The following is a 21,265-nucleotide window of genomic DNA, read 5'->3' as shown; positions in this document are numbered from 1 at the left end:
TGAATGAAAGGTGAAATCGTGTTCAAGGACAAGGCCTGCATCGTAGGCATCGGGGAGACCACCTACTGCCGCAAGCCCGGATCGGGACTCAGCGAGGAAGCGCTGCAGCTGCACGCTGCGGTCGCGGCGTTGCAGGATGCCGGCCTCGACGGCAAGCAGATCGACGGCGTGCTGGCGTTCCCGAATGTCGGCAAGTGCGAGTCCCTCGCCGCGAATCTGGGGGCGGAGAATCTGCGCTTCGCCGCGATCATCCACATGGGCGGCGCGGCGCCGGTTGCCTCGCTGCGCATGGCCGCGATGGCGGTTGCCAGCGGCGCGGCGAACTACGTGCTGATTCCCGGGGGCTGGAACGGATACTCCGGTGCGCGCGTGCGCGAGACCGTCAGCTCCGACAAGCATTCCATCCCCGGTGGCGCAATCGCCTGGGATTACTACCTGCCGCAGGGTCTCACGGCGCCGCCACAGTGGTACGCGCTGATGGCGCGGCGCCACATGCACGAATATGGCACCACCCACGAGCAGATGGGTGCGGTCGCGGTAGCGATGCGGCGCCACGCGCAACTGAACCCCGCCGCGCTGATGCACGGCAAGCCGCTCACGCTGGCCGACTACCTCGCCTCGCCGATGCTGGCCGATCCCTACCGCGTGAATGACTGCTGTCTCGAGACGGATGGTGCCTCGGCCTGCATCGTCACCACGGTGGAGCGCGCCCGCGATCTCGGCAAGCCGCCGGTCTACATCATGGGCGCGGCCGCCGGGCAACCCTATCCTGCCGACGAGATCATCAACCGCCAGGATTTCCACCGTACCGGACTCACCAACGCCGCGCCCGAAGCGTTCCGGATGGCGGGCGTCACACCGGCCGATGCCGATTTCGCGCAGATCTATGATTGCTTCACCTTCGAGGTGATACAGCAACTGGAGGAGGCCGGCTTCTGCGCACGCGGCGAAGGCGGAGCCTTCGTCGAGAACGGGGCGATCGAGCTCGGTGGCCGGCTGCCGGTTAATACCCATGGCGGATTGTTGTCGCACGCGCACTCGCTCGGCATCGGCCATATCGTCGAGGCAGTCAAGCAATTGCGCGGCACGGCCGGGGCGCGCCAGGTGGCGGATGCCGAGATCGGCGTGGTCACCGGCTGGGGCGATTTCGGCGATGGCAGCATCGCGATTCTGCGACGCTAGCGAAGGAGCGGAACCCGATGAGCAACGATGCCCTGCCTTACGCCAAACCGCTGCCCGTGCTGGAGGGGCTGAGCGGCGAGTTCTATGCGTGGTGCCGCCAGGGCGAGCTGCGCTTCCAGCGCTGTACCGATTGCGGAACGTTTCGTCATGTGCCGCGCGAGCTCTGCGCGCAATGCAATTCCTTCGCCTGGGAATGGGCGCGCTCCAGCGGACGCGGCACTGTCTACACCTGGACCGTGGTGCAGCGCGCGCTGCATCCGGCATTCGCGAACGACACGCCGCTGGCGCCGGTGGTGGTGGAGATGGAAGAGGGCGTGCGCCTGCTCGGCAACATGGTCGACTGCGCGCCGCAGGAGCTCGTGATCGGCCTGCCGGTCGAGGTGGAATTCGAGGCGGTGACGCCCGAGGTCAGCCTGCCGCGTTTTCGCCGCAGGCCGGGCTGAGCACCGCGTGGCGACAACGGATCAACCAATCAGCGCAGGGGAGAAACAGCAGATGACATTGGAACTGCCGGAAACATTTGGCTACGAAAAGCGCGGCCACATCGCGCTGATGACCATCAACCGGCCGCGTGCCATGAATGCGTTCACCGTCGAGATGCTCGCGGCGATGGATGCCTGTTTCGCCGACTTCCAGAACGACGACGAGCTGTGGGTCGCGATTCTCACCGGCGCCGGCGAGAAGGCATTTTGCGCCGGCATGGATCTGCAGGAAGCAATCCCGCGACTGAACGCGGGCGAGCAACTGGGCTATTCGGATCATACCAAGCGCCCGTTCTCCGATGTGTTCAAACCGATCATTGCCGCCGTGAACGGTTTCTGCATCGCCGGTGGCATGGAATTCATGCAGGGTACCGATATCCGCATCGCTTCCGAGCATGCGACCTTCGGCCTCGGCGAAGTGCGCTTCGGCCTGGTGCCCACCGGCGGCACACATGTGCGCCTGCCGCGGCAAATCCCCTGGGCGGTGGCGATGGAGCTGCTGCTCACGGGCGAGAATATCGATGCGCGCCGCGCCTATGACATCGGGTTGATCAACCGCGTGGTGCCGCGCGAGCAACTGATGGACGAGGCGCTGCGCATCGCGGAAAAGATCTGCCTGAACAGTCCGTTCGCGGTGCGCACGGCCAAGGAGATCGTGCTGCGCCAGGCTAACCTGGAGCCGGGTTTCGTGCTGGAAAAAGCCATCGGCGCGCGCGTGTTCGGCTCCTATGACGCGACCGAGGGGCCGCGTGCATTCATGGAGAAGCGCAAACCCGAGTTCAAGGGACGCTGAGGCCCACGCGTGACAAGGGAGCACTCATGACACTGCGCGTCGAGACCGTGATGATGGGGCCGGACACAGCCCAGTATGCCGGGAAGGGGCAGGCCGGCACGGCGCTCGCGCGCATCGCTGAACGCGCGCGCACGCTCGAGAATCTCGGCTTCGACGGCATCACCACACCCGAGGCTGGACATGATCCGTACCTGCCGCTCGCGGTTGCCGCCGAGCACACCACGCGGGTGCGTCTCGGCACCAATGTCGCGATCGCGTTTCCGCGCAGCCCCATGGTCACCGCGCAATGTGCCTGGGATCTGCAGCATTATTCTCAGGGACGCTTTGTGCTCGGCATCGGCACCCAGATCAAGGGCCACAACGAGCGCCGCTATTCCACGCCTTGGCCGTCTGCTCCCGGGCCACGGATGCGTGAGTACGTGCAGTGCCTGCGCGCGATATTCCGCTCGTTCCAGGACCCGAAAAACCCGCAGTATTTCGAGGGGAAGCACTACCGCTTCACGATGATCCCGCCGTTTTTCAACCCGGGACCGATCGCGCATCCCGATATCCCGATCCAGGTCGCGGCGGTCAATCCGTACATGGCGCGTCTCGCCGGTGAGCTCTGCGAGGGCTTGCGGCTGCATCCGGTGGGAACCTTCGACTACACGCGTTCGGTGCTGCTGCCTGCGATCGATGCGGGCTTGATGAAGGCGGGACGCGAGCGCACGGATTTCGAACTGACCGGGGCGCCGTTTCTGGCGCTCGGGCGCGACGAGGAGGCGGTGCAGAAAGCCAAGGACGCGCTACGCCAGCAGATTTCGTTCTACGCCTCCACTCGCTCTTATCATGCGGTGCTCGCATTCCATGGCTGGGAAGAGGTCGGGCTCGAGTTGCACCGCCTTTCGCTCGCGGGAAAGTGGGCCGAGATGCCGGCGCTGATCCGCGACGATATGCTGGAACAATGGGCCGTCATCGCGCGCTTCGATGAATTCGCGGATCGTCTGCGTGAGCGTGTGGCGGGATTGTTCGACACCGTGCTGATCGATCTACCGCCGGCGGCGCAAGCCGATACCGATTTCGTGCGCGAAACGGTTCAACGCCTGCACGCCTGATGTGCCGGCCCACACCAGGAAATCTCTACCATGAGTGAACAAAAACCGTCGGCTGGACCGTTGGAAGGGCTGCGCGTGCTCGATATCTCGACCATGCTCGCGGGCCCTTACGGTGCCACGCTGCTCGGGGATCTCGGTGCCGACGTGATTCGCGTGGAATCGCACTACGGCGATGAGAGCCGTCACCTCGGCCCGCTGCGCGGCACCGAGCGCGGTCCCTATCTCAGCCTGAATCGCAACAAGCGCGACATCGTGATCGATCTGCGCGAGGAGGGTGCGCGCGAGGTGTTTGCGCGTTTGGTGCGCACCGCCGATGTGCTGATCAGCAATATCCGCGAGCCGGCGCTGAGCAAGCTCGGCCTCAACTACGAGCAGGTGGCCGTGCTCAAACCCCATATCGTGTGGGTCGGTGTCACCGCGTTCGGTCCGGACGGTCCCTACGCGGGCCGTCCGGGCATCGACTTTTCTCGCCCAGGGTTATGCCGGTGTGCTGGCGCTGAACGGTGACCCGGATGGCGAGCCGGTGCGCACCGGTTTCCCCGCGGTCGACGTGATCACCTCGCTGCTGGTCGCCAATGCGGCCCAGGCGGCGCTGCGTGTGCGTGACCGCACCGGTGCCGGACAGCGTGTGGAAGTCTCGCTGCTCGATGCGCTGATGCATGCGCAGGCGAGCTCGATCGGCACCTATCTCGCGACCGGGGAGGCGCCGGTACGTACCGGAAACCGCAGCCTGTATTTCGCGCCCTCGGGCGTTTATCCGACGCGCGACGGCGGACACGTCGTGATCACCACGCCGGGCGAGAAATTCTTCGTCAAGCTGTGCCGCGCGCTCGAGGTCGACTGGGACACCGATCCACGCTTTCACGATATCGCGGCGCGGCTGACGAATCAGGACGAGCTCGATCGCGTGGTCGCCGAGCGCACGCAGGCGTACACGCGCGAGGAACTCCTCCCGAAACTGATCGCGGCCGATGTGCTCACGGCGCCAATCAACCAGGTCGAGGACGTGGTGCGTGATCCCCAGATCCTGCACAACAACATGATCGTGCCGACCAGCCATCCGCTGCTCGGCGAAGTGCGGGTGACCGGCGTGCCGATCCGCTTCTATGAAACCCCGGGAAGCGTGCGACTGCACCCGCCGTTGCTTGGAGAGCACACCTTCGAGCTGCTCGGCGAACTCGGCTACAGCGCAGAGGAGGCGGCGGCGCTGGTACGCGAAGGACTGGTGGCCGATCACGGCGAAATCGAAAGACGGCGCCTGGAGCGGAACAAATCCAGGTAGTTTCACGGCACCAGCCCGGCGTTGGAACAACTGTCGAAAGTGCCTCGATCGAGGGCGGCTGGCGGCGCGCGGCGGGCACGTGGTTGCGGGAGAGAACGAAATCTGTCCCCGTTTGCCGAAGTTCCCGGATGTCCTGAATGGATACTTTTTTGTCCGATTGTGCTTCATGGCGTCGAGCGCGCACCGCGCCTGCGCCACTACACTTTGAAATGGATCGCCGCCCCGTCAATCGCGGGTGGCAGGCGATGCGTGTAAATCGCGAGCGATAGTGCCGGCACCGGTCGGGAAGCCGTCGCACGCGTGCCGATCAACATGACTTCAAGGGGTATCCATATGTCCGCATCAATCGATCTCAGGGTCAAAGGCGCCACCACGCGTGAGCGATTTCGTTCCAGGACCCTCGCGCTCGCGATCGGGATGGCTGCCCTGGGTGCGGCCAACGCACCGGGTGCCGCGGCGCAGGGTGGAGCGGAGCCCTCCGGATCCTGGCAGATCGAGGAAATGACGATCACCGCGCGCCGGCGCGAGGAAAGCCTGCAGGAAGTGCCGGTGTCGGTGACCGCGTTCAGCGCGAAGGACATCGCGGAGATCGGCGTCACCGATGTTTCGCATCTCAGTGAGATGACCCCGAACCTGATGATCATGCCCAACACCGGCGGCGATGACGGTACGCTGATCTGCATGCGCGGCTTGTGTCGTACCGACTTCACGATCACCGAGGACCCGATGGTCGGCATCTACCTCGATGGTGTCTATATCGGCAAGTCGATCGGATCCCTGTTCGATATGGTATCTCTGGAGCGGGTGGAAGTGCTGCGCGGCCCGCAGGGCACGCTCTACGGCAAGAACACGGTTGGTGGTGCCGTGCTGCTGAACACGCGCAAACCCACCGGTGAGCTCGGTGGTGAAGCGATGGTAACCGTCGGTGACTATGGCCGCCTCAACGGCAAGGCCTATCTCGAATTCCCGGTGACGGATGGCCTTGCGGCCAGCGTGGCGGTGCTCAGCAAGAACCGTGATCCCTTTGTCAAAAACACGTTGGGTGAGGATATCTGGAGCGAGGACAACAACGCATTGCGTGGCGCCGTACGCTGGACACCCAATGAGCGCTTCACACTCGATTATGCCTATGACTGGCAGGAGAAACGCGAGCACGCGATGGTCCCGCAGCTGAATTCGGCGACCGGCGTTCTGGGCTTGCTGCATGGCGATAACGTGCGTCCCCATCGCGAGGACAAGGTCACCAGCTGGGGGGTATCGCGCAATGATGTGGATCTCGAGGGTCATGGCTTGACGATGAGCTACGAGTTTGGCGACGCCGGTGTGTTCACGGACCTGGTGCTGAAATCCATCACCGGCTATCGCGAGTCGGAGAACTACCTGGTCAACAACGCCTTTGGCACCACGACACCGTTGCTGTTCAACATTCCTGACCACTTCACGCTGGATTCGACCAGTCAGGAATTCCAGCTCACGGGAAGCGGCTTTGACGGCTTTGTCGATTTCGTGGGGGGGCTGTTCTACTTCAACGAGGACGGCGATTTCGTCAATACGCAGATGATCGACTTGTTCGATCTGAGCCAGGAGTTCTACACCGATATCGACAATACCAGCCTGGCAGCATACGGCGAGGTAGATCTGAACTTCACGGATAAATTCTCCGCTTCGCTCGGTGTACGCTACACCGACGAGGAGCGCGAGCAGAATCACAGTGTCACGACGGACGGGGGTGCGGGTTTCACCTATCTCGATACCTGGGCGCAGACCTATGGGGGTTATCCGGCATCAATTCCGACCAAGATCGATGATTCGGGGTGGTCACCGCGCGTGGTGCTGAATTACCAGTGGACCGACGATCTGATGAGCTATGTCAGTTTCACCCGCGGATTCAAGAGCGGGGGTTTCAACGCCCGCAGTTCCACGCCGCTGCAGTGGGGACCCTACGACGATATGCAGGTCGACAGCTACGAGGCCGGCATCAAGTCGATGTGGCTCGACAACCGGCTGCGCTTCAACATGAGCGTGTTCTACGAAGATCTCAGCGATATGCAGGCGCAGGTCAACGCGGTGGACGGCGGCGCCCAGGGCGGCTATTCGACCGTGGTGCAGAATGCCGCTTCGGCAACCATAAAGGGGCTGGAAGTCGAGACCGTGATCATGCTGGTTCCGGGGCTCGATATCACCGCGGGTTATGGTTATGTCGATCCCGAGTACGACGAGTTCCTTTCCTTCGACAATAACACCGGTGCGCTCAGCGATATCTCGAACGACCGTGCCTTCGAGTACACGCCGGAGCACAGCTACAACGTGTCCCTGAACTATACCTTTCCCAAATTCAGCGACAACGGCGAGTTGCGCGCGCGGATCGACTGGTCCGGCATGAGCGATCTGGTGTTCACGCCGAAGATCAGCGGCAACAAAGATCTCGCGCAGGACGGCTACGACATCCTGAACCTGCGCCTTGGCTATGACGACATCGCGCTTGGCGACGGCCGCCTCAGTATCTCCGGCTGGGTACGTAATGCCACCGACGAGGAGTACAAGATCGGCGGCTACGAATTCGACCTGACCGGCATCGGTCTGGGGCGTGCAAGCACCAGTCAGTGGGGCGAGCCGCGCACCTATGGCGTGGACGTCAGTTACCGGTTCGGCTCGATGTAGCACCCGGTGCCACAGCGCTGCCTGAGGCGGCGCTGCGGCACCCGGCTGCATGGGTCAAAACGGGGCTGGCTCCAAAGCCCTGAACTGCCGGCAACAGGACGTACCGGAGTTCACGGCTTGCGCGATTCGAAGCGTATTCCGGGTTCGATACCGGCATAACGCGCGCAACGCTCGATGTTCGCGATATGCACGTCGCGCATCTCCATGAAATCGGTACGCAGGCCATCGTGCTCGATGCGCGGGATGCTGGCCTCAAGCCGGAGCACCACCGCCGACTGCCCGCGATCGAGCAGCACGAATTTTTCCGCGAGTGTCGCGCGTGCCCGCAGCTTGTCGAAAAACACACCCGTCGCACGGCTCGGTTCGGCGCCGAGGCGCGCGCAATGAGCACCCAGCATCGCGCAGAATCGCGCCTCGTCCCTGGCCACCTGGTGCAACAGCTTTCCGAGTTCGGAATCGTCGCAGTCATGTTGCATCTCGATCAGTCCGCGTGCGCCGGCGCGCTCTCCTTCCAGCAGCTCGTTCAGCAGTGCCAGCAACTCCGTGCGGTTGAAATACGCGGGTTCCGCGCCCTCGAATTCGTGCCTGGAGCACGCGGGCGAGGCGTACTCGCGCGTTGCGCCCGGTGTTCGACGGGATTTCTCGCGACCTGATTCCCTGCTCAACCCATCACCTCTCGCTTGCACGGTCTCGCGCGCGTGCCCGGGACGACGGCAGCCGTCGCTGCCCGCACAGCAAAGCCATTTAGCTGCCGCGTTCAAGCATTCTCAGTTTGATGGCATCGATGGCCTTCAGCGGCTCGAGCCCCCTGGGGCAGTAGACATTGCAGTTACCGACCCCACGACAGCGGAACACGCTGAAATGATCGTCCAGATCCGCCAGGCGCTCGGCGGTGGCGGTGTCCCGGCTGTCCTGCAGGAAGCGGTACGCTTGCAGCAGCGCCGCGGGGCCCGCATACCGGTCGGGGTTCCACCACCACGAGGGGCAGGCCGTCGAGCAACAGGCGCACAGGATGCATTCGTACAGGTTGTCGAGCCTGGCACGCTCTTCCGGGGATTGCAGGCGTTCAATGGCAGGTGTCGGGTCGTGGTTGATCAGATACGGTTTTACGCGCGCGTACTGCTGCCAGAACTGCTCCATATCGACCACGAGGTCGCGAATCACCGGCAGTCCCGGCAGTGGCCGGATCACCAGCTTGTCGTTGGCGATCACCTGCGAGATCGGGGTGACGCAGGCCAGTCCGTTGCCGCCGTTCATGTTGACGCCGTCCGAGCCGCACACGCCTTCGCGGCAGGAGCGCCTGAAGGTGAGAGTCGGGTCTTCGACTTTGAGATGCTCGAGCAGATCGAGCACCATCACATCACGACCCTGTGGTGGATCGTAATCAAAGGACTGCATGCGCGGCTGCGCATCGGTCTCCGGGTTGTAGCGATAGATTTCGATCAGCATGGGTGGCAGATTAAGCCCTGCATCGCCTGGATTCAATCGGTAGCACTAATCAGCTGATCGGGAAGCGGTGCCTCCGAGGGCCCGGTACGCCAGCAGGAATATTGCGATGATCGCCAGTTCGAACAGCAGCCCCGTCATGGATTCCCAGGCGATTCCATCCATCGCCATGCCGATCAGCCTGCCGAGGGCAGCACCTCCGGTCAGCGCCGCCGCAGGCAGCAACCACCAGTGACCATTTGCGCGCAGTGACAGAAAGCAAAACAGCGTTCCGGCACAGAACAATACGCCGACATTGGCGCGCAGTGAGTTGAGACCCGCAATGCCCTCCGGTACGAGCGCAAACTGCTCGAGCATCGCACCCGGATCGGTCATCAACCGCAACCAGATCAGAAGATATAGCAGGCCGATGGATGCAATCAGCAGTTTGAGCAGCAATTTCATGGGCGACAGGTACCAGACGAAAGCGCCGGATGCGCGTTCATGATTTCGCAACCGGTTTGCGCGAGATCAGTTTTGCCGCCTCGTCGGAAACCGGGCTGGACAGGATTGCGACGATGGCGTCCACCAGGTTGCAGACGGCAAGATCGAAATCGATGACCGGGTTGTCTGCCGGCAGCTGATGACGGATGCGGGCGTGACTGGAGAGGCTGTTGTAGATCATTCCCGACACCAGGATCATTCGTTGCATATGCAATATTTTCGGCAGGTGCGACAGGTGTGCCTGGAACAGCAAGATCAGCTGGTCCTCGAAGTGAACGCGGATGGGGTTGTCTATTTCCTTGTAGAAACTGAACGCTTTGACGGTAATGAATTCGGCGTTGATGTGGATGAATGCCTCTCCTCCGCCGGGCTCGTTCATTTGCCGGGCAATCGGGTGCACCAGGGTTTCGACCAGGTCCCGCAGGCTGTGATTCCCCCTCCTGGCCAGATTCTTCAGCATGATCTTGCGGTGTTCGGCAATTTGTTCGAGGTGTTTGTCGATGATCGCCAGCAACAGGCCGGTCTTGTCGCCAAAATGGTAGCGCACGGCATTGCTGTTCTTTTGTCCTGCGGCCTGGTTGATGCTGTTGATGGTGACGCCGCTGACACCATGCTCCGCAAACAATTTCTCGGCCGTGCCGATGATCAGCGCGCGGGTAGTGTCAGTGCGCTTCGCCTTGTTATCCGCTTGCCTCATATGATCCGTGAGCCCTCTTCAGCACTGATGTCCGACAACTGATGGAATTGGTGATTGGCAACGCTCCGAAAGCGTTGACCTTCGGCAGAATAACAAATTTACGCACCAAAAAAACAGATCATTTATTATTTATAATAAATTAAATAATCATATATTATTTAAATATTGACTTTAAATAATAAGAATATATTATCAAAAGCAATGTCGATGACGTGTCAATCAGAGCAGGCCAACCGTGATCGCAACCGGAATCCTTGGCGGTCGCGATGCCGTAAAGGCGGTGGTGGCAGTGATCATTTTTCGACTGGATGGTGACCGCGATGTGGTTCAAGACAAAACTGAATCGAATGAGCCTCCTGCTCATCGTCATCGCTTGTGGCCAACCGGCAATGGCAGCGGTATCAGAAACTCCCATACCCGTAAATCATCAACAACCGGAAACAGACAGGGTGAGCGTCATGCAGGCTTCAGATCCCGCGATCGCCGTGGTGGAAAAGTATTTTGCGTTGATGCGCAACGGCGATATCAGCGTCGTCGATCTGTTTCACCCCGATGCGCTGTTGCTGGGCTTGGGGAGGCGCACAACGGGCAGTGAAGCGATCAGGAAGTTCTACACCGAGTCCATCGCATCAGGCAGCCCGCAGCCGCGAAATGCCGGGCCATTGCTCTCTGACGGGTCGCGGGTGGCGGCGGAGATCCATATCGGTCTTTCCGACGGCTCTTCGCTGCACGTAATCGACCTCTTTACCGTCAAGGATGGTCGCATACAGTCGCTGAATTACTTTCTTGCCGACGAGCCGCCCGCAAACTAGCCGCAAGGTCGAGCCGATGCAACTGGCATGTGTGATACCCGACAGTCATAAAGACATTGTGCAGAGCAAGGCGCTGGCTTGCGTCGCTCACAAATTGCCGAATGGTCTGCTGGCAAACAACCTGGTGTCCTTTCTCTGGGCGGAGGGCAGGTTCCGTTTCAGCACGCTGAAAAGCTATCACAAGTACAAGTGCCTGGTGGCAGACCCCTGTCTCACGGCGCTGATCGTTGATCCGCATGATTCGCGGCGTTATCTCGAATTACGCGGCCAGGTCGGGCTGACGGACGATGTTCGGCGCGAATTCATCGATAGCGTGGCGGCGAAATACTTTGGCCTCGAACGCTATCCATTCGACAGGCCGGGAGACGAACGCGTGACCGTGACACTTGAGCTGGCGCGGGTACGTGCGGTGAATCTCGATGCGCATGATCCGTGACAGTTCATTGCATCGGCCGCCTGATGGCGAAATCCAGTTACATGATTTTTTCCTGGGGGAATAAAAAATGAAACATCGGTTCATGAGTCGTGTTCCGGGCCTGATCATCGCCTCGCTGTGCGCGCCGGTCGCGATGTCCGCTGTCGCCGCGGCGCAGGGCGCTGCAGGTTCCGGTTCGGCAGCGGGCGCGCTCGAAGTCATCGTGGTTACCGCGCAGAAGCGCGAGGAGGGGTTGCAGGGCATCCCGGTCGCGGTCTCGGCGTTCTCGTCCTCCGCCCTCGAGGCAATCGGTGCGACGGACTTCACCGCGATCGGGGAATACGTGCCGAATCTGAATATCATGCCGCAATCCGGCACCAACGGGACCGCCATAACGCTGCGTGGCATAGGCAGTGCCGAACCATCCGCGGCCATCGACCCGAAGGTGGGTCTCTATGTTGACGGCGTCTACGTGGCACGTAATACGGCAACGGTATTCGAACTCGACCTGGAGCGGATCGAAGTGCTGCGGGGTCCCCAGGGAACACTTTGGGGAAAGAACACCACGGGCGGTTCGATCAACGTGATTACCACCAAGCCGACAGGTGAGCTCGGCCTGAAACAGGAACTCGGATTTGGTGAGTATGGACGATTCCGCTCGAAGACCGTGCTCGACCTGAATCCGTCCGAGCTGGGGGAACTGGGAAGCGTCAATCTGAAATTCAGCTATCTGAAGACCATGAGCGACGGCTGGGCGAATCGTGTCAATGATCGGGTTGCGGGCCCGCACGACCTTGGCGAGGTGGATAGCGATTCCCTTCGTTTCGCCGCGGCCTGGAACCTGAACGAGGACATCGTCATCGACTATGCCTTTGATCACATCAACCGCAATGGTACCTCCCGCCAGGACCAGCTCCTGTACGCTCCCCCCTCGATGGGTGCCGATCGATACGCGTCGCGGCGCAAACGCCTGGAGCGTTTTTCGCTCGACACCGCCGGGCGCGATGAAATCACGATTGATGCCCACACTCTTGTTGCCACGTGGGATCTTGGTGATGTCACGTTGAAGTCCATTACCGGGTATCGCGACAGCAATCTCCAGTACGACCCTGACCTCGACGGAACACCGGTCGAGTTCACCGCGCGATTGCTTTCCACCGGCGCCATGAGTACGGGCGGGCTCTACAACGTCTATGGCACACGGGACGACGAGCAGTTTTCGCAGGAGCTGCAAGCGGTGGGTACCACCCTCGATGGCCGTCTGGATTATGTGGCGGGATTGTATTATTTCGACGAAGAGGGAACCGAATCAACGATCGGCTCGCTGTATTACGATGCCCTGGCCCCCTTTGTTTTTTTCAACGATACCTCGAAGACCTTCACCATCGACAACAAATCGATGGCCGTATACGGACAAGCCACCTACACCTTGCCGGTTCTTGATGACAGATTGCGGGTTACCCTGGGTGGCCGCTACACGGACGACGACAAGGATGTCCACAAAACCGTGCATAACGGTGTGCCCGCCGATATGCCGGGCCAGAAGAGCTGGAATCACTTCAGTCCGGCGGGCACCATCGACTTTCAGGCGAGCGAAGACGTCAATGTCTATCTGCGGGTGGCGGAAGCCTATAACGCCGGCATCTTCAACGTGCGTTCCTCCGCGGCCTCGTTTTCCACCCCGGCCGACGAAGAAACTGTTGTTTCCTACGAGTTGGGTGCCAAGACCGAGTGGTTCGAGCATCGACTGCGCCTGAACACGGCCTTGTTCTATTCGGAATTCGAGGACATGCAGTCAATCGTGTACGTCGCCGGCGAAAGTACCGCGCTGAATGTGGGAAGTACTGATATCTGGGGTGCAGAGGTCGAGCTTCTTGCGAGTCCGGTGGCAGGTTTGACTCTCGGGCTGAGTTACGGATATCTCGATTACGAGATCAACGAGTTCGTTTACGGGCAGATCGATGTCACCGATTCTGCCGCCCTTCCGTACATGCCGGAGAACACCGCCTCGGGTTTCATCGAATTCAGATTTTTGCCTATCGCTATCGGGACGGTCGCGGTTCGACTGGATGCCACCTACAAAGACGAAGTCGCGTTCTCTCCCCTGAACTCCGCCACGACGCAGGCTGATGACTACGCGCTCGTCAATGCGCGCATCACACTGAGCGAACTGCCATTTGAAAGCGTTGATGCAAGCATTGCAGTGTGGGGCAAAAACCTGGCTGACGAGGACTACCAGATCTTCGGTATCGATTACGCCCAGTTCCAGACAGGCAGCTTTGGCGATCCTCGCAGTTTCGGGGTCGACCTGCGCATGGAATTCTAGGCGAAGCGCGCCATTTGATCCCTGGCAAACGCCTCGGGACTCACCGTATGTGATTGCGTGGTGGTCGTTGTGCCCGCTGCCGCATCGCAACAGCTTGCGCCGATGTCGTGCCCTCGCTAGGGTTACGACAACGACGGTACCGGTGAGGCAGCATCATGAGCGAAGACGACGATCAGGCAGCGCGGCTCGATGCCGAGGGCAATCTGCACCTGGGGCGGCGCTGCATTCCACTGCCGTCCTCCGTCAGTGCCGAGGCGCGGCGCATGCTGGCAATGCCGCGCCTGGAACTGGGGCCGCGCCCGGCAGCGGATGCCACCCAGGAGTGGCGCCGGCATATCGAGACGGTCAACGCCTCGAGCGCGCCGCGCGTCACGCAGATGCTTGCGCTGTGCGCGGGGCGCGCGCGGATCGAGACGCGTGAGATTGCCGGCGTGGTGGTTCATGTCGCGACACCGGTCAGGCCGCGCCCCGGGCGTGACAGTTGGTTGCGCATCGTGGTGCACGGTGGCGCACTGCTCTACTTCGGCGGTGCGTACGCGCGTGCCGAAGCCGGGTTGCTGGCGATGCAGAGCGGCTGCGAGACCTGGTCGGTGGATTATCGCGTGCCGCCGGATCATCCCTTTCCGGCGGCCATCGATGATGTGGTCGCGGTCTATGGTGCGGCCCTGCAGCAGCATGACGCATCGCGGATCGCGCTGTCGGGCGCTTCCGCGGGCGGCAACATCGCGGCGGCCGCGGTGCTCAAGGCGCGCGATCAGGGGCTGGCGCTGCCGGCGGCACTCGGTCTGTTCACGCCGCAGTGCGATCTCACCGAGTCGGGTGACAGCTTTTTCACCAACCAGGACATCGACAATGCCCTGCCCGGGCGCCTGGCCGAGGAGATCGCGCAGTATGCGAATGGCGCGGATTTGCGTCAGCCGCTGATGTCGCCGCTGTTCGGCGATTTCGGCCGTGGCTTTCCCGCCAGTTTCATCCAGACCGGAACGCGCGACCTGTTCCTGTCGAACAGCGTGCGCATGCACCGCGCCCTGCGCAATGCGGATGTCGCCGCGGAACTGCATGTATGGGAAGCGATGCCGCACGGTGGCTTCGGCTTCGACGCGCCGGAAATGGCCGAGATGCGGCAGGAGTTCGACCGCTTTCTCAGCCGGCACTTGGCCGGCAAGAATTAAACGGGGTCAGAGTCAATTTCTGAAAAGAAATTGACTCTGACCCCGTTTAACTGACCCCGTTTAATTCAATCCAGGGCGCGGGTTGCCTGGAGCAGCCACTCGCGGTCGCTCCCGTCGAGCAGCGGAGCGATGGTCGTCGCGACGCGCCGGTGATAGCGGTTCAGCCATGCGATCTCGGTGGCATCGAGCAGCGTGCGGTCGCTCAGGCGCCGATCGAAGGGCACCAGGGTGAGCGCCTCGAAGCCGTACATGGGCTGGTCGCTGCCGGCGGGTACTTCGAGTTCAGTGACCAGCAGCAGGTTCTCGTGGCGGATGCCATAGCAACCGGCCTTGTAATAACCCGGTTCATTGCTGATCACCATGCCGGGGGCGAGTGCGGTCGCGTTCCAGCCTTTGCCGATGCGTTGCGGCCCCTCGTGCACGCTCAGGAAGCTGCCGACGCCATGCCCGGTGCCGTGGTCATAGTCGAAGCCCTGCTGCCACAGGTACTGGCGCGCCAGCACATCGAGCTGGGTGCCGGTGGTGCCCTTGGGGAAGCGCGCCTGGTCGAGCGCGATATGCCCCTTCAGCACCAATGTTGCAAGACGCCTGATCTCGGCGCCGGGGTCGCCGATCGCGACCGTGCGCGTGATATCGGTGGTACCGTCGAGATACTGGGCGCCGCTGTCGACGAGGTAGACGCTGTTCATCGAGAGTCGCCCCGGATCGGTATCCGAATGCCGGTAATGGCACATCGCGGCATTACCGCCGGCGGCCGAGATGGTATCGAAGCTCAGGTCGCGGAACAGCTCGTCGTCGGCGCGGAATTCGAACAGGCGCTCGCATAGCATTGCCTCGTCGTGTAGACGCCCCGCAGTGACTTCGGCATCCAGCCAGGCGAGAAAGCGGCATTCGGCAACCGCGTCGCGGATATGGGCGCGGCGCATGCCGTCGATCTCGGCGGCGTTCTTGCACGCCTTGGGCAGCAGCACCGGATCGGGCGTCGCAATCAGGCGGGCACCCGAACTCTCGAGCAGCAGCTGGCACCAGGCATTGGCGGTATCGGGATCGGCGAGGATTTTCTGTCCACCCAGCGATGCCAGAGCCTGCGCATATCGGGCTTGCGCGAGGACTTCGACACCCGGCCCGACATGCGCTTCAAAACCCGGCGGAATTTTTGCGATATCGGTGAAAAACCGCATGCCGCCGTCCGCCGCGAGCAGGGCATAACCGAGCACCACCGGCATATGCGGCACATCGCTGCCGCGGATGTTCAGCAGCCACGCAATCGAATCGGCGGCAAAGATCAATGCCGCGTCGGCACCTTTCCCCGTGATCAGCGCCCCGATTTCACGCCGCTTGTCGAGGCTTGCACGCCCCGTGAAGCGCTGGTCCAGCAGTACGGCAGGATGGATTTCGGGTATAGGCCGGTCGTGCCAGGCACGATCGATCGGGTTCTCCTCCAGCGTTACCAGTGCGACGGAGCATTCCTCGAGCACTTCGCTGGTCCGGCGTTGCCATGACAGCGTGTGCAGGCGCGAATCGTAGCCGACCCGTTTGCCGGCACCGAGGCGTTTGCCGAGCCAGCGCGCGTGCGGCTCCTCGACCAGGTGCAGGAACTCGAACAGATCGGCCGGCACCTGCTGACGCACCTGAACCGTGTAACGGCCGTCGACAAAGATCGCCGCGCTGTCGGCGAGCACGATCACCACGCCCGCCGAGCCACTGAAACCGCTGATCCAGCGCAGCCGCTCGTTGTGTGGGGGAAGGTATTCGCCGAGGTATTCATCGGCACGCGGCACGATCAGCGCATCGATGCCAGCGCGGTGCATTGCGCAGCGCACGGCGCCGAGCCGCGCGCGGATCTGCGGTGTATCCATGGCTTGCCCCTGGTGTGAATGCGCGGGATTATCTTCGATCCGCTCGAGTGGTTACAGGGGGAATTCGAGCGCAGCGTGTGAAGGCGAGCGTTCGGAATCCGCATGGACACAAAACCTTGCCGCTCAGTTGCGTGGTCACGCGAGCGACCACGTTTTGTGGCATGCCGTTGCCGGAAGAGGATTGGCTGCTGCCGGGAGATGTAATGAATGCCGCCGCCGCGCGCGATGCCGCGGTTGGCGGCCTGGTTAATGGATCGCTGCGGATCGAACCTCTGCTATGGCGCAATCAATCCGGGCCTGCGCCCTCAACTCCTTGACGGAAATGGCGTCGGCCGCAGCGTCTGGTCTGTCGAGGGTGGCAGGATCGGCAGGATGAGCTGTGGCTGATCGCCGGTCAGTGTCTTCAGAAATGCGACGATGCTGGCGTTTTCCGGCGCCGTGAACCTGCGACCGAGTTGCAGGCGCCCCATGGTGTCCACTGCCTCGGTCAGTGTGTTGGCCGCGCCGTCGTGGAAGTACGGGTAGCTCAGCTCGACGTTGCGCAGCGTCGGCACCTTGAAATTGAAGCGGTCGGAATCCTTGCCGGTCACTGCCGAACGCCCCTCGGCATCCGTGGTTGCCTTGTAGGGTTCCACGACACCCATCTTCTGGAATGAGTTGCCGCCCACGCCTTCGCCGTTATGGCAGGCGATGCAACCGCTATCCTTGAACAGCTTGTAGCCTGCCAGTTCCTGGGTGCTCAGCGCATCTTTCTTGCCCAGCAGCCACTGGTCGAAACGCGAGTTTGGCGTTACCAGCGTCTTCTCGAACTCCGCGATGGCCTGGGTCACATCGTCAATGGTGATCGTGTCCTTGCCGAAGACCTGCCTGAACTCGCGCACATAACCCGGGATCGATGCCACCACATCCACGGCCAGCGAGTGGGAGAACGCCATCTCCTTCGGGTTGGCGATGGGCCCGCCGGCCTGCGCCTGCAGGTCGGCCGCGCGGCCGTCCCAGAACTGCGCGATGTTCAGACTGGAATTCAGCACCGTTGGCGAATTGATCGGGCCCTGCTGCCACTGGTCGCCCACCGAGCTGGGGATGTTGTCGGTGCCGCCCATCGACAGGTTGTGGCAGGAATTGCAGGAAATGACGCCGGATTTCGACAGACGCGGATCGAAGTAGAGCTTCTTGCCAAGCTCGGTGAGCCCCAGGTCGATGTTGCGTGCGGGCTTGATCGGCTGAATCGGCTCCTGCGCGGAAACCGGTGGGGCGATCTGGGCGAGACCGATGGACATCGTCGCAATGGCGATAAAAAGCATGTTGCGTTTCATGAGTGGCTCCCTGGCGGCACGAAAATCCCTACGCTCATTATGCTGGCCGAGCCGTTGCCGGACCAGCACCGCAAGTGCCACCCGGACGATCCAGATCAAGAGTTTCCTGGACAAAGGCCCCTGCCTGTCCCGTGGCGGACGAATCATCCAGCGCCGACTACGTTGGCCCGGTAGTTCCGCGCCGACTGCCGGCGCGCTCGGGTGTTAAGCTGCGCGATCTTGGCCGTGTTGCGGGAGAAACGGACGTGTTGCGATGGCCCGAAAAGATGGTCAAGGCTGGAGCCCTCCAGGTTCTTGTCCTGGTATTTGGATTGATGTCGGTGCCCGGCGTGGCGGCGCAACCGATGGCCTCGCCCGTGGTCAGAGGCAAAGTCGACAGTCGCGTGCTCGAGGGCGAGTGGGTTCGACCTGATGGCGGTTACCGGATCGTGATCCGCGCTGCCGATGTCGATGGCAGGCTCGATGCGATGTATTTCAATCCGGATCCGCTACCATTTTCCCGGGCGCTGGCCGTACCGGATGGTGCGAAGCTGCGTGTGTTTTTCGAATTGCGCGCCGGCGGCTATGCCGGTTCGACCTATGACCTGCGCTACGATCCGGCATCCGATCGGCTCTACGGTATCTATTACCAGGCAGTCGCCAAGCAAAGCTTCGAGGTTTTCTTCACCCGCAGACAATCGGGGGGCGAGCCTGGCAGGTGACTCATTGGTCGATACCGCCCATGCACAGGTACTTGATCTCGAGATAATCGTCCATGCCGTAGTGCGATCCCTCGCGCCCCGAGCCCGACTCCTTCATGCCGCCGAACGGTGCGACCTCGGTGGAGATGATGCCCTCGTTGATGCCGACGATGCCGTACTCGAGGCCTTCGGCGACCCGCCAGATGCGCCCGATGTCGCGCGCGTAGAAATACGAGGCCAGCCCGAACGGCGTGTCGTTGGCCAGCGCGATCGCTTCCTGTTCGGTAGCAAAGCGGAAGATCGGCGCGACCGGGCCGAAGATCTCTTCCTGGAACACGCGCATGTCCTGGTTCACATCGGTGAGGATGGTCGGCTCGACGAAACTGCCGCCGAGTGCCCCGCGGCCGCCGCCAGCCAGCACTTTTGCGCCCTTGGCAACCGCGTCTTCCACGAAGGCCAGCACGTCGTTGGCCGCGCCTTCGTCGATCAGCGGGCCCATGTTGATGCCGTCCTCGCTGCCGTCGCCGAGCCGGAACTGCTTGATTGCCTCGGCAAGCTTGCCGGTGAAAGCCTCGTACACGCCGTCCTGCACCAGCATGCGGTTGGCACAGACACAGGTCTGGCCGGCGTTGCGATACTTGGAGGCGATGGCGCCGGTGACCGCGGCATCGAGATCCGCATCGTCGAACACGATGAACGGGGCGTTGCCGCCGAGTTCCATCGAGGTGCGCTTCACCGTGGCGGCGCATTTTGCCATCAGTTCCTTGCCCACCGGCGTCGAGCCGGTAAAGGTGAGCTTGCGCACCGCCGGGTTGGCGCACATCTCGTCGCCGATCTCGCGGGTGCGTCCGCACACCATGTTGATCACGCCGGGCGGGAAACCGGCGCGCTCGGCCAGCGCCGCGATCGCGAATGCCGACAGCGGGGTGTTGTTGGCCGGTTTGCACACCACCGCACAACCGGCGGCGAGCGCCGGTGCGAGCTTGCGCCCGAGCATGGCGCTGGGGAAATTCCACGGCGTGATGCAGGCCACCACCCCGATTGCCTGCTTGATCACCACGATCCGCTTGTCGGTGCCGGGTGCCGGGATGGTATCGCCGTAGACCCTCTTGGCCTCCTCCGAGAACCAGTCGACGAAGTTCGCGCTGTAGGCAATTTCTCCGCGCGCCTCGGCCAGCGGTTTGCCCTGCTCGGCGGTGAGGATGCGCGCGAGATCGTCCTGGTTCGCCATCATCAGGTCGAACAGCTTGCGCAGCAGCACCGCGCGATCCTTGGCCGTGCGCGCGGCCCAGGGTTTCTGCGCGCGTTCGGCCGCCTCGATGGCACGGCGCGTCTCGGCCTGGCCGCATTTGGCGACCTCGGCCACCGTGGCGCCGGTCGCGGGGTTGAACACCGCGAGCAGTTCGCCGCCGTCGGCGTCGATCCAGCGGCCATCGACGAAGGCCTGCGTGCGCAGTAGCGAAGGATCCTTGAGCATCAGATTCATGGGTAGTCTCCTGATTGTGGGCACAGTTTAGCTATTGATCCAATCACCGCAATCGATATATTTGAACCATCCTGGGCTCACGCAAATCAGCCTTCTCTTTCGCCGGAGCTGTTATGCTTTGGCGTGAATTCCCTGACCAGGACACGGTGCCTGCATGTTCGAATCCAGTTTTGTTTCCGCCGCCGATCAAACGGAAATTTTTTTCACTGCCTGGCCTATCGAGAAGCGCCGCGCCATCGTGCTGATCGCGCATGGCGCGGCCGAACACGCGGGACGCTATGCGCGCGCGGCCGGGGTGCTGAACAAGGCTGGCTACGGCGTGGCTGCACTCGATCATCGCGGACACGGACGCACCGGACAGGCCGCAAAGCTCGGTGTATTCGCCGACCAGGACGGCTGGAATCGCGCAGTGGCGGATATTCACCAACTGGTCAACAGGACGCGCGACTATCACCCTGGTGAACCGGTCGTGCTGCTGGGTCACAGCATGGGTTCGATCATGACCCAGCAATACATTGCCGAACATGGCGACAGTATCGATGCCGCGATACTCAGCGGCTCCGCGCTGATCGATGGTTTCAGCGAGCTGGTGCCGCTGATCGAGGCCGAGGTCGCGGCCAACGGACGCGAGACGCCGAGTCGGGTGATGGCCGAGATGATGGGGGCGGGCGTCAATGAGGGAATCGAGAACCCGCGCACGGATTATGACTGGCTGAGCCGCGATCACCAGGAGGTGCAGGCATATATCGACGATCCACTGTGTGGTTTCGAGTTGAGCGCGGGTGCCTGGCTCGACATGATCAAGCACAATCGCATCCCGAAGCACGCGGCGGATTTCCTGACGATCCCCAAGGAATTGCCGCTGTACGTGTTTGCCGGCGAATGCGACCCGATCAACCAGAACCTCGGCGCGCTGCAGGAACTGTTGCGTCGCTACGCCACCGCGGGTCTGCGCAACGTGGCCTGGCGTTTTTACGCCGGGGCGCGTCACGAACTGCTGAACGAAACCAATCGCGAACAGGCGAGCGCGGATCTGCTGCGCTGGCTCGATGCCCATATCGCTCCGGCAACTGCCTGAG

The 21,265-nt window shown here is 62.1% G+C and carries 20 protein-coding genes; 13 read left to right on the top strand and 7 right to left on the bottom strand.

What is annotated here, in order from left to right; translation table 11 throughout:
- Positions 1 to 3 precede the first annotated feature (3 nt).
- The 7 genes from IPF49_19610 (at position 4) to IPF49_19580 (ending at position 7,494) form a co-directional block, all read left to right on the top strand.
- A complete protein-coding gene (locus IPF49_19610) occupies positions 4 to 1,182 on the top strand; it encodes a transporter (protein ID MBK6289795.1) in 1,179 nt (392 codons plus the stop codon).
- A gap of 17 nt (positions 1,183 to 1,199) precedes the next feature.
- Positions 1,200 to 1,625 carry an OB-fold domain-containing protein gene (locus IPF49_19605; protein ID MBK6289794.1) on the top strand — a complete coding sequence of 142 codons (426 nt, stop codon included), beginning with the start codon at positions 1,200 to 1,202 and terminating at the stop codon, positions 1,623 to 1,625.
- A gap of 52 nt (positions 1,626 to 1,677) precedes the next feature.
- A complete protein-coding gene (locus IPF49_19600) occupies positions 1,678 to 2,457 on the top strand; it encodes an enoyl-CoA hydratase/isomerase family protein (GenBank protein MBK6289793.1) in 780 nt (259 codons plus the stop codon).
- A gap of 26 nt (positions 2,458 to 2,483) precedes the next feature.
- Positions 2,484 to 3,551 carry a TIGR03617 family F420-dependent LLM class oxidoreductase gene (locus IPF49_19595; GenBank protein MBK6289792.1) on the top strand — a complete coding sequence of 356 codons (1,068 nt, stop codon included), beginning with the start codon at positions 2,484 to 2,486 and terminating at the stop codon, positions 3,549 to 3,551.
- A 30-nt stretch (positions 3,552 to 3,581) separates the two neighbouring features.
- On the top strand, positions 3,582 to 4,058 hold the full coding sequence (locus IPF49_19590; protein ID MBK6289791.1) for a CoA transferase: 477 nt from the start codon (positions 3,582 to 3,584) through the stop codon (positions 4,056 to 4,058).
- Positions 4,039 to 4,833: a CoA transferase gene (locus tag IPF49_19585; protein MBK6289790.1), complete on the top strand. Its 795-nt coding sequence runs from the start codon at positions 4,039 to 4,041 to the stop codon at positions 4,831 to 4,833. The genes IPF49_19590 and IPF49_19585 overlap by 20 nt, the downstream gene beginning before the upstream one ends.
- A gap of 333 nt (positions 4,834 to 5,166) precedes the next feature.
- Positions 5,167 to 7,494, top strand: coding sequence for a TonB-dependent receptor (locus tag IPF49_19580; GenBank protein MBK6289789.1), 2,328 nt, complete (start codon positions 5,167 to 5,169; stop codon positions 7,492 to 7,494).
- Positions 7,495 to 7,604: 110 nt separating this feature from the next.
- Here IPF49_19580 and IPF49_19575 read toward each other — a convergent pair whose 3' ends face one another.
- The 4 genes from IPF49_19575 to IPF49_19560 form a co-directional block, all read right to left on the bottom strand.
- Positions 7,605 to 8,159 (bottom strand): hypothetical protein, encoded by a 555-nt coding sequence (locus tag IPF49_19575; GenBank protein ID MBK6289788.1) that lies wholly within the window; start codon positions 8,157 to 8,159, stop codon positions 7,605 to 7,607.
- 79 nt (positions 8,160 to 8,238) lie between these two features.
- Entirely contained in the window at positions 8,239 to 8,943 is a 705-nt protein-coding gene (locus tag IPF49_19570) for a succinate dehydrogenase iron-sulfur subunit (GenBank protein ID MBK6289787.1), read from the bottom strand.
- Positions 8,944 to 8,988: 45 nt separating this feature from the next.
- Positions 8,989 to 9,384 carry a hypothetical protein gene (locus IPF49_19565; GenBank protein MBK6289786.1) on the bottom strand — a complete coding sequence of 132 codons (396 nt, stop codon included), beginning with the start codon at positions 9,382 to 9,384 and terminating at the stop codon, positions 8,989 to 8,991.
- Between the two features lie 37 nt (positions 9,385 to 9,421).
- A complete protein-coding gene (locus IPF49_19560) occupies positions 9,422 to 10,120 on the bottom strand; it encodes a TetR/AcrR family transcriptional regulator (GenBank protein ID MBK6289785.1) in 699 nt (232 codons plus the stop codon).
- A gap of 320 nt (positions 10,121 to 10,440) precedes the next feature.
- Between IPF49_19560 and IPF49_19555 the strand changes: the two genes are divergently transcribed.
- The 4 genes from IPF49_19555 to IPF49_19540 all read left to right on the top strand — a co-directional run bounded on the left by IPF49_19555 (position 10,441) and on the right by IPF49_19540 (position 14,845).
- Entirely contained in the window at positions 10,441 to 10,932 is a 492-nt protein-coding gene (locus IPF49_19555; GenBank protein MBK6289784.1) for a nuclear transport factor 2 family protein, read from the top strand.
- Between the two features lie 16 nt (positions 10,933 to 10,948).
- A complete protein-coding gene (locus IPF49_19550) occupies positions 10,949 to 11,368 on the top strand; it encodes a PPOX class F420-dependent oxidoreductase (GenBank protein MBK6289783.1) in 420 nt (139 codons plus the stop codon).
- Between the two features lie 232 nt (positions 11,369 to 11,600).
- Positions 11,601 to 13,673, top strand: a complete 2,073-nt coding sequence (locus IPF49_19545; protein ID MBK6289782.1) for a TonB-dependent receptor — start codon at positions 11,601 to 11,603, stop codon at positions 13,671 to 13,673.
- Between the two features lie 155 nt (positions 13,674 to 13,828).
- Complete coding sequence (locus IPF49_19540; protein ID MBK6289781.1) at positions 13,829 to 14,845, top strand: alpha/beta hydrolase; 1,017 nt, start codon at positions 13,829 to 13,831, stop codon at positions 14,843 to 14,845.
- 65 nt (positions 14,846 to 14,910) lie between these two features.
- On the opposite strand, the gene IPF49_19535 is transcribed toward IPF49_19540, so the two are convergent.
- Both IPF49_19535 and IPF49_19530 read right to left on the bottom strand, forming a co-directional pair.
- The gene (locus tag IPF49_19535) at positions 14,911 to 16,704 is read right to left on the bottom strand and encodes an aminopeptidase P family protein (protein ID MBK6289780.1); all 1,794 of its coding nucleotides are present in this window, start codon (positions 16,702 to 16,704) and stop codon (positions 14,911 to 14,913) included.
- A gap of 305 nt (positions 16,705 to 17,009) precedes the next feature.
- The gene (locus IPF49_19530) at positions 17,010 to 18,020 is read right to left on the bottom strand and encodes a cytochrome-c peroxidase (GenBank protein MBK6289779.1); all 1,011 of its coding nucleotides are present in this window, start codon (positions 18,018 to 18,020) and stop codon (positions 17,010 to 17,012) included.
- Between the two features lie 344 nt (positions 18,021 to 18,364).
- On the opposite strand from IPF49_19530, the gene IPF49_19525 reads away from it, so the two are divergent.
- A complete protein-coding gene (locus tag IPF49_19525) occupies positions 18,365 to 18,721 on the top strand; it encodes a hypothetical protein (GenBank protein MBK6289778.1) in 357 nt (118 codons plus the stop codon).
- A 1-nt stretch (position 18,722) separates the two neighbouring features.
- On the opposite strand, the gene IPF49_19520 is transcribed toward IPF49_19525, so the two are convergent.
- Positions 18,723 to 20,186, bottom strand: coding sequence for an NAD-dependent succinate-semialdehyde dehydrogenase (locus IPF49_19520; GenBank protein MBK6289777.1), 1,464 nt, complete (start codon positions 20,184 to 20,186; stop codon positions 18,723 to 18,725).
- A gap of 154 nt (positions 20,187 to 20,340) precedes the next feature.
- Here IPF49_19520 and IPF49_19515 point away from each other — a divergent pair, with 154 nt between their 5' ends.
- A complete protein-coding gene (locus IPF49_19515) occupies positions 20,341 to 21,264 on the top strand; it encodes an alpha/beta hydrolase (protein MBK6289776.1) in 924 nt (307 codons plus the stop codon).
- Position 21,265: the final 1 nt, after the last annotated feature.

The organism is Gammaproteobacteria bacterium (genome assembly GCA_016705365.1).
Classification (GTDB): domain Bacteria; phylum Pseudomonadota; class Gammaproteobacteria; order Pseudomonadales; family UBA5518; genus UBA5518.
This window is presented reverse-complemented; position numbering and strand designations above follow the sequence as displayed.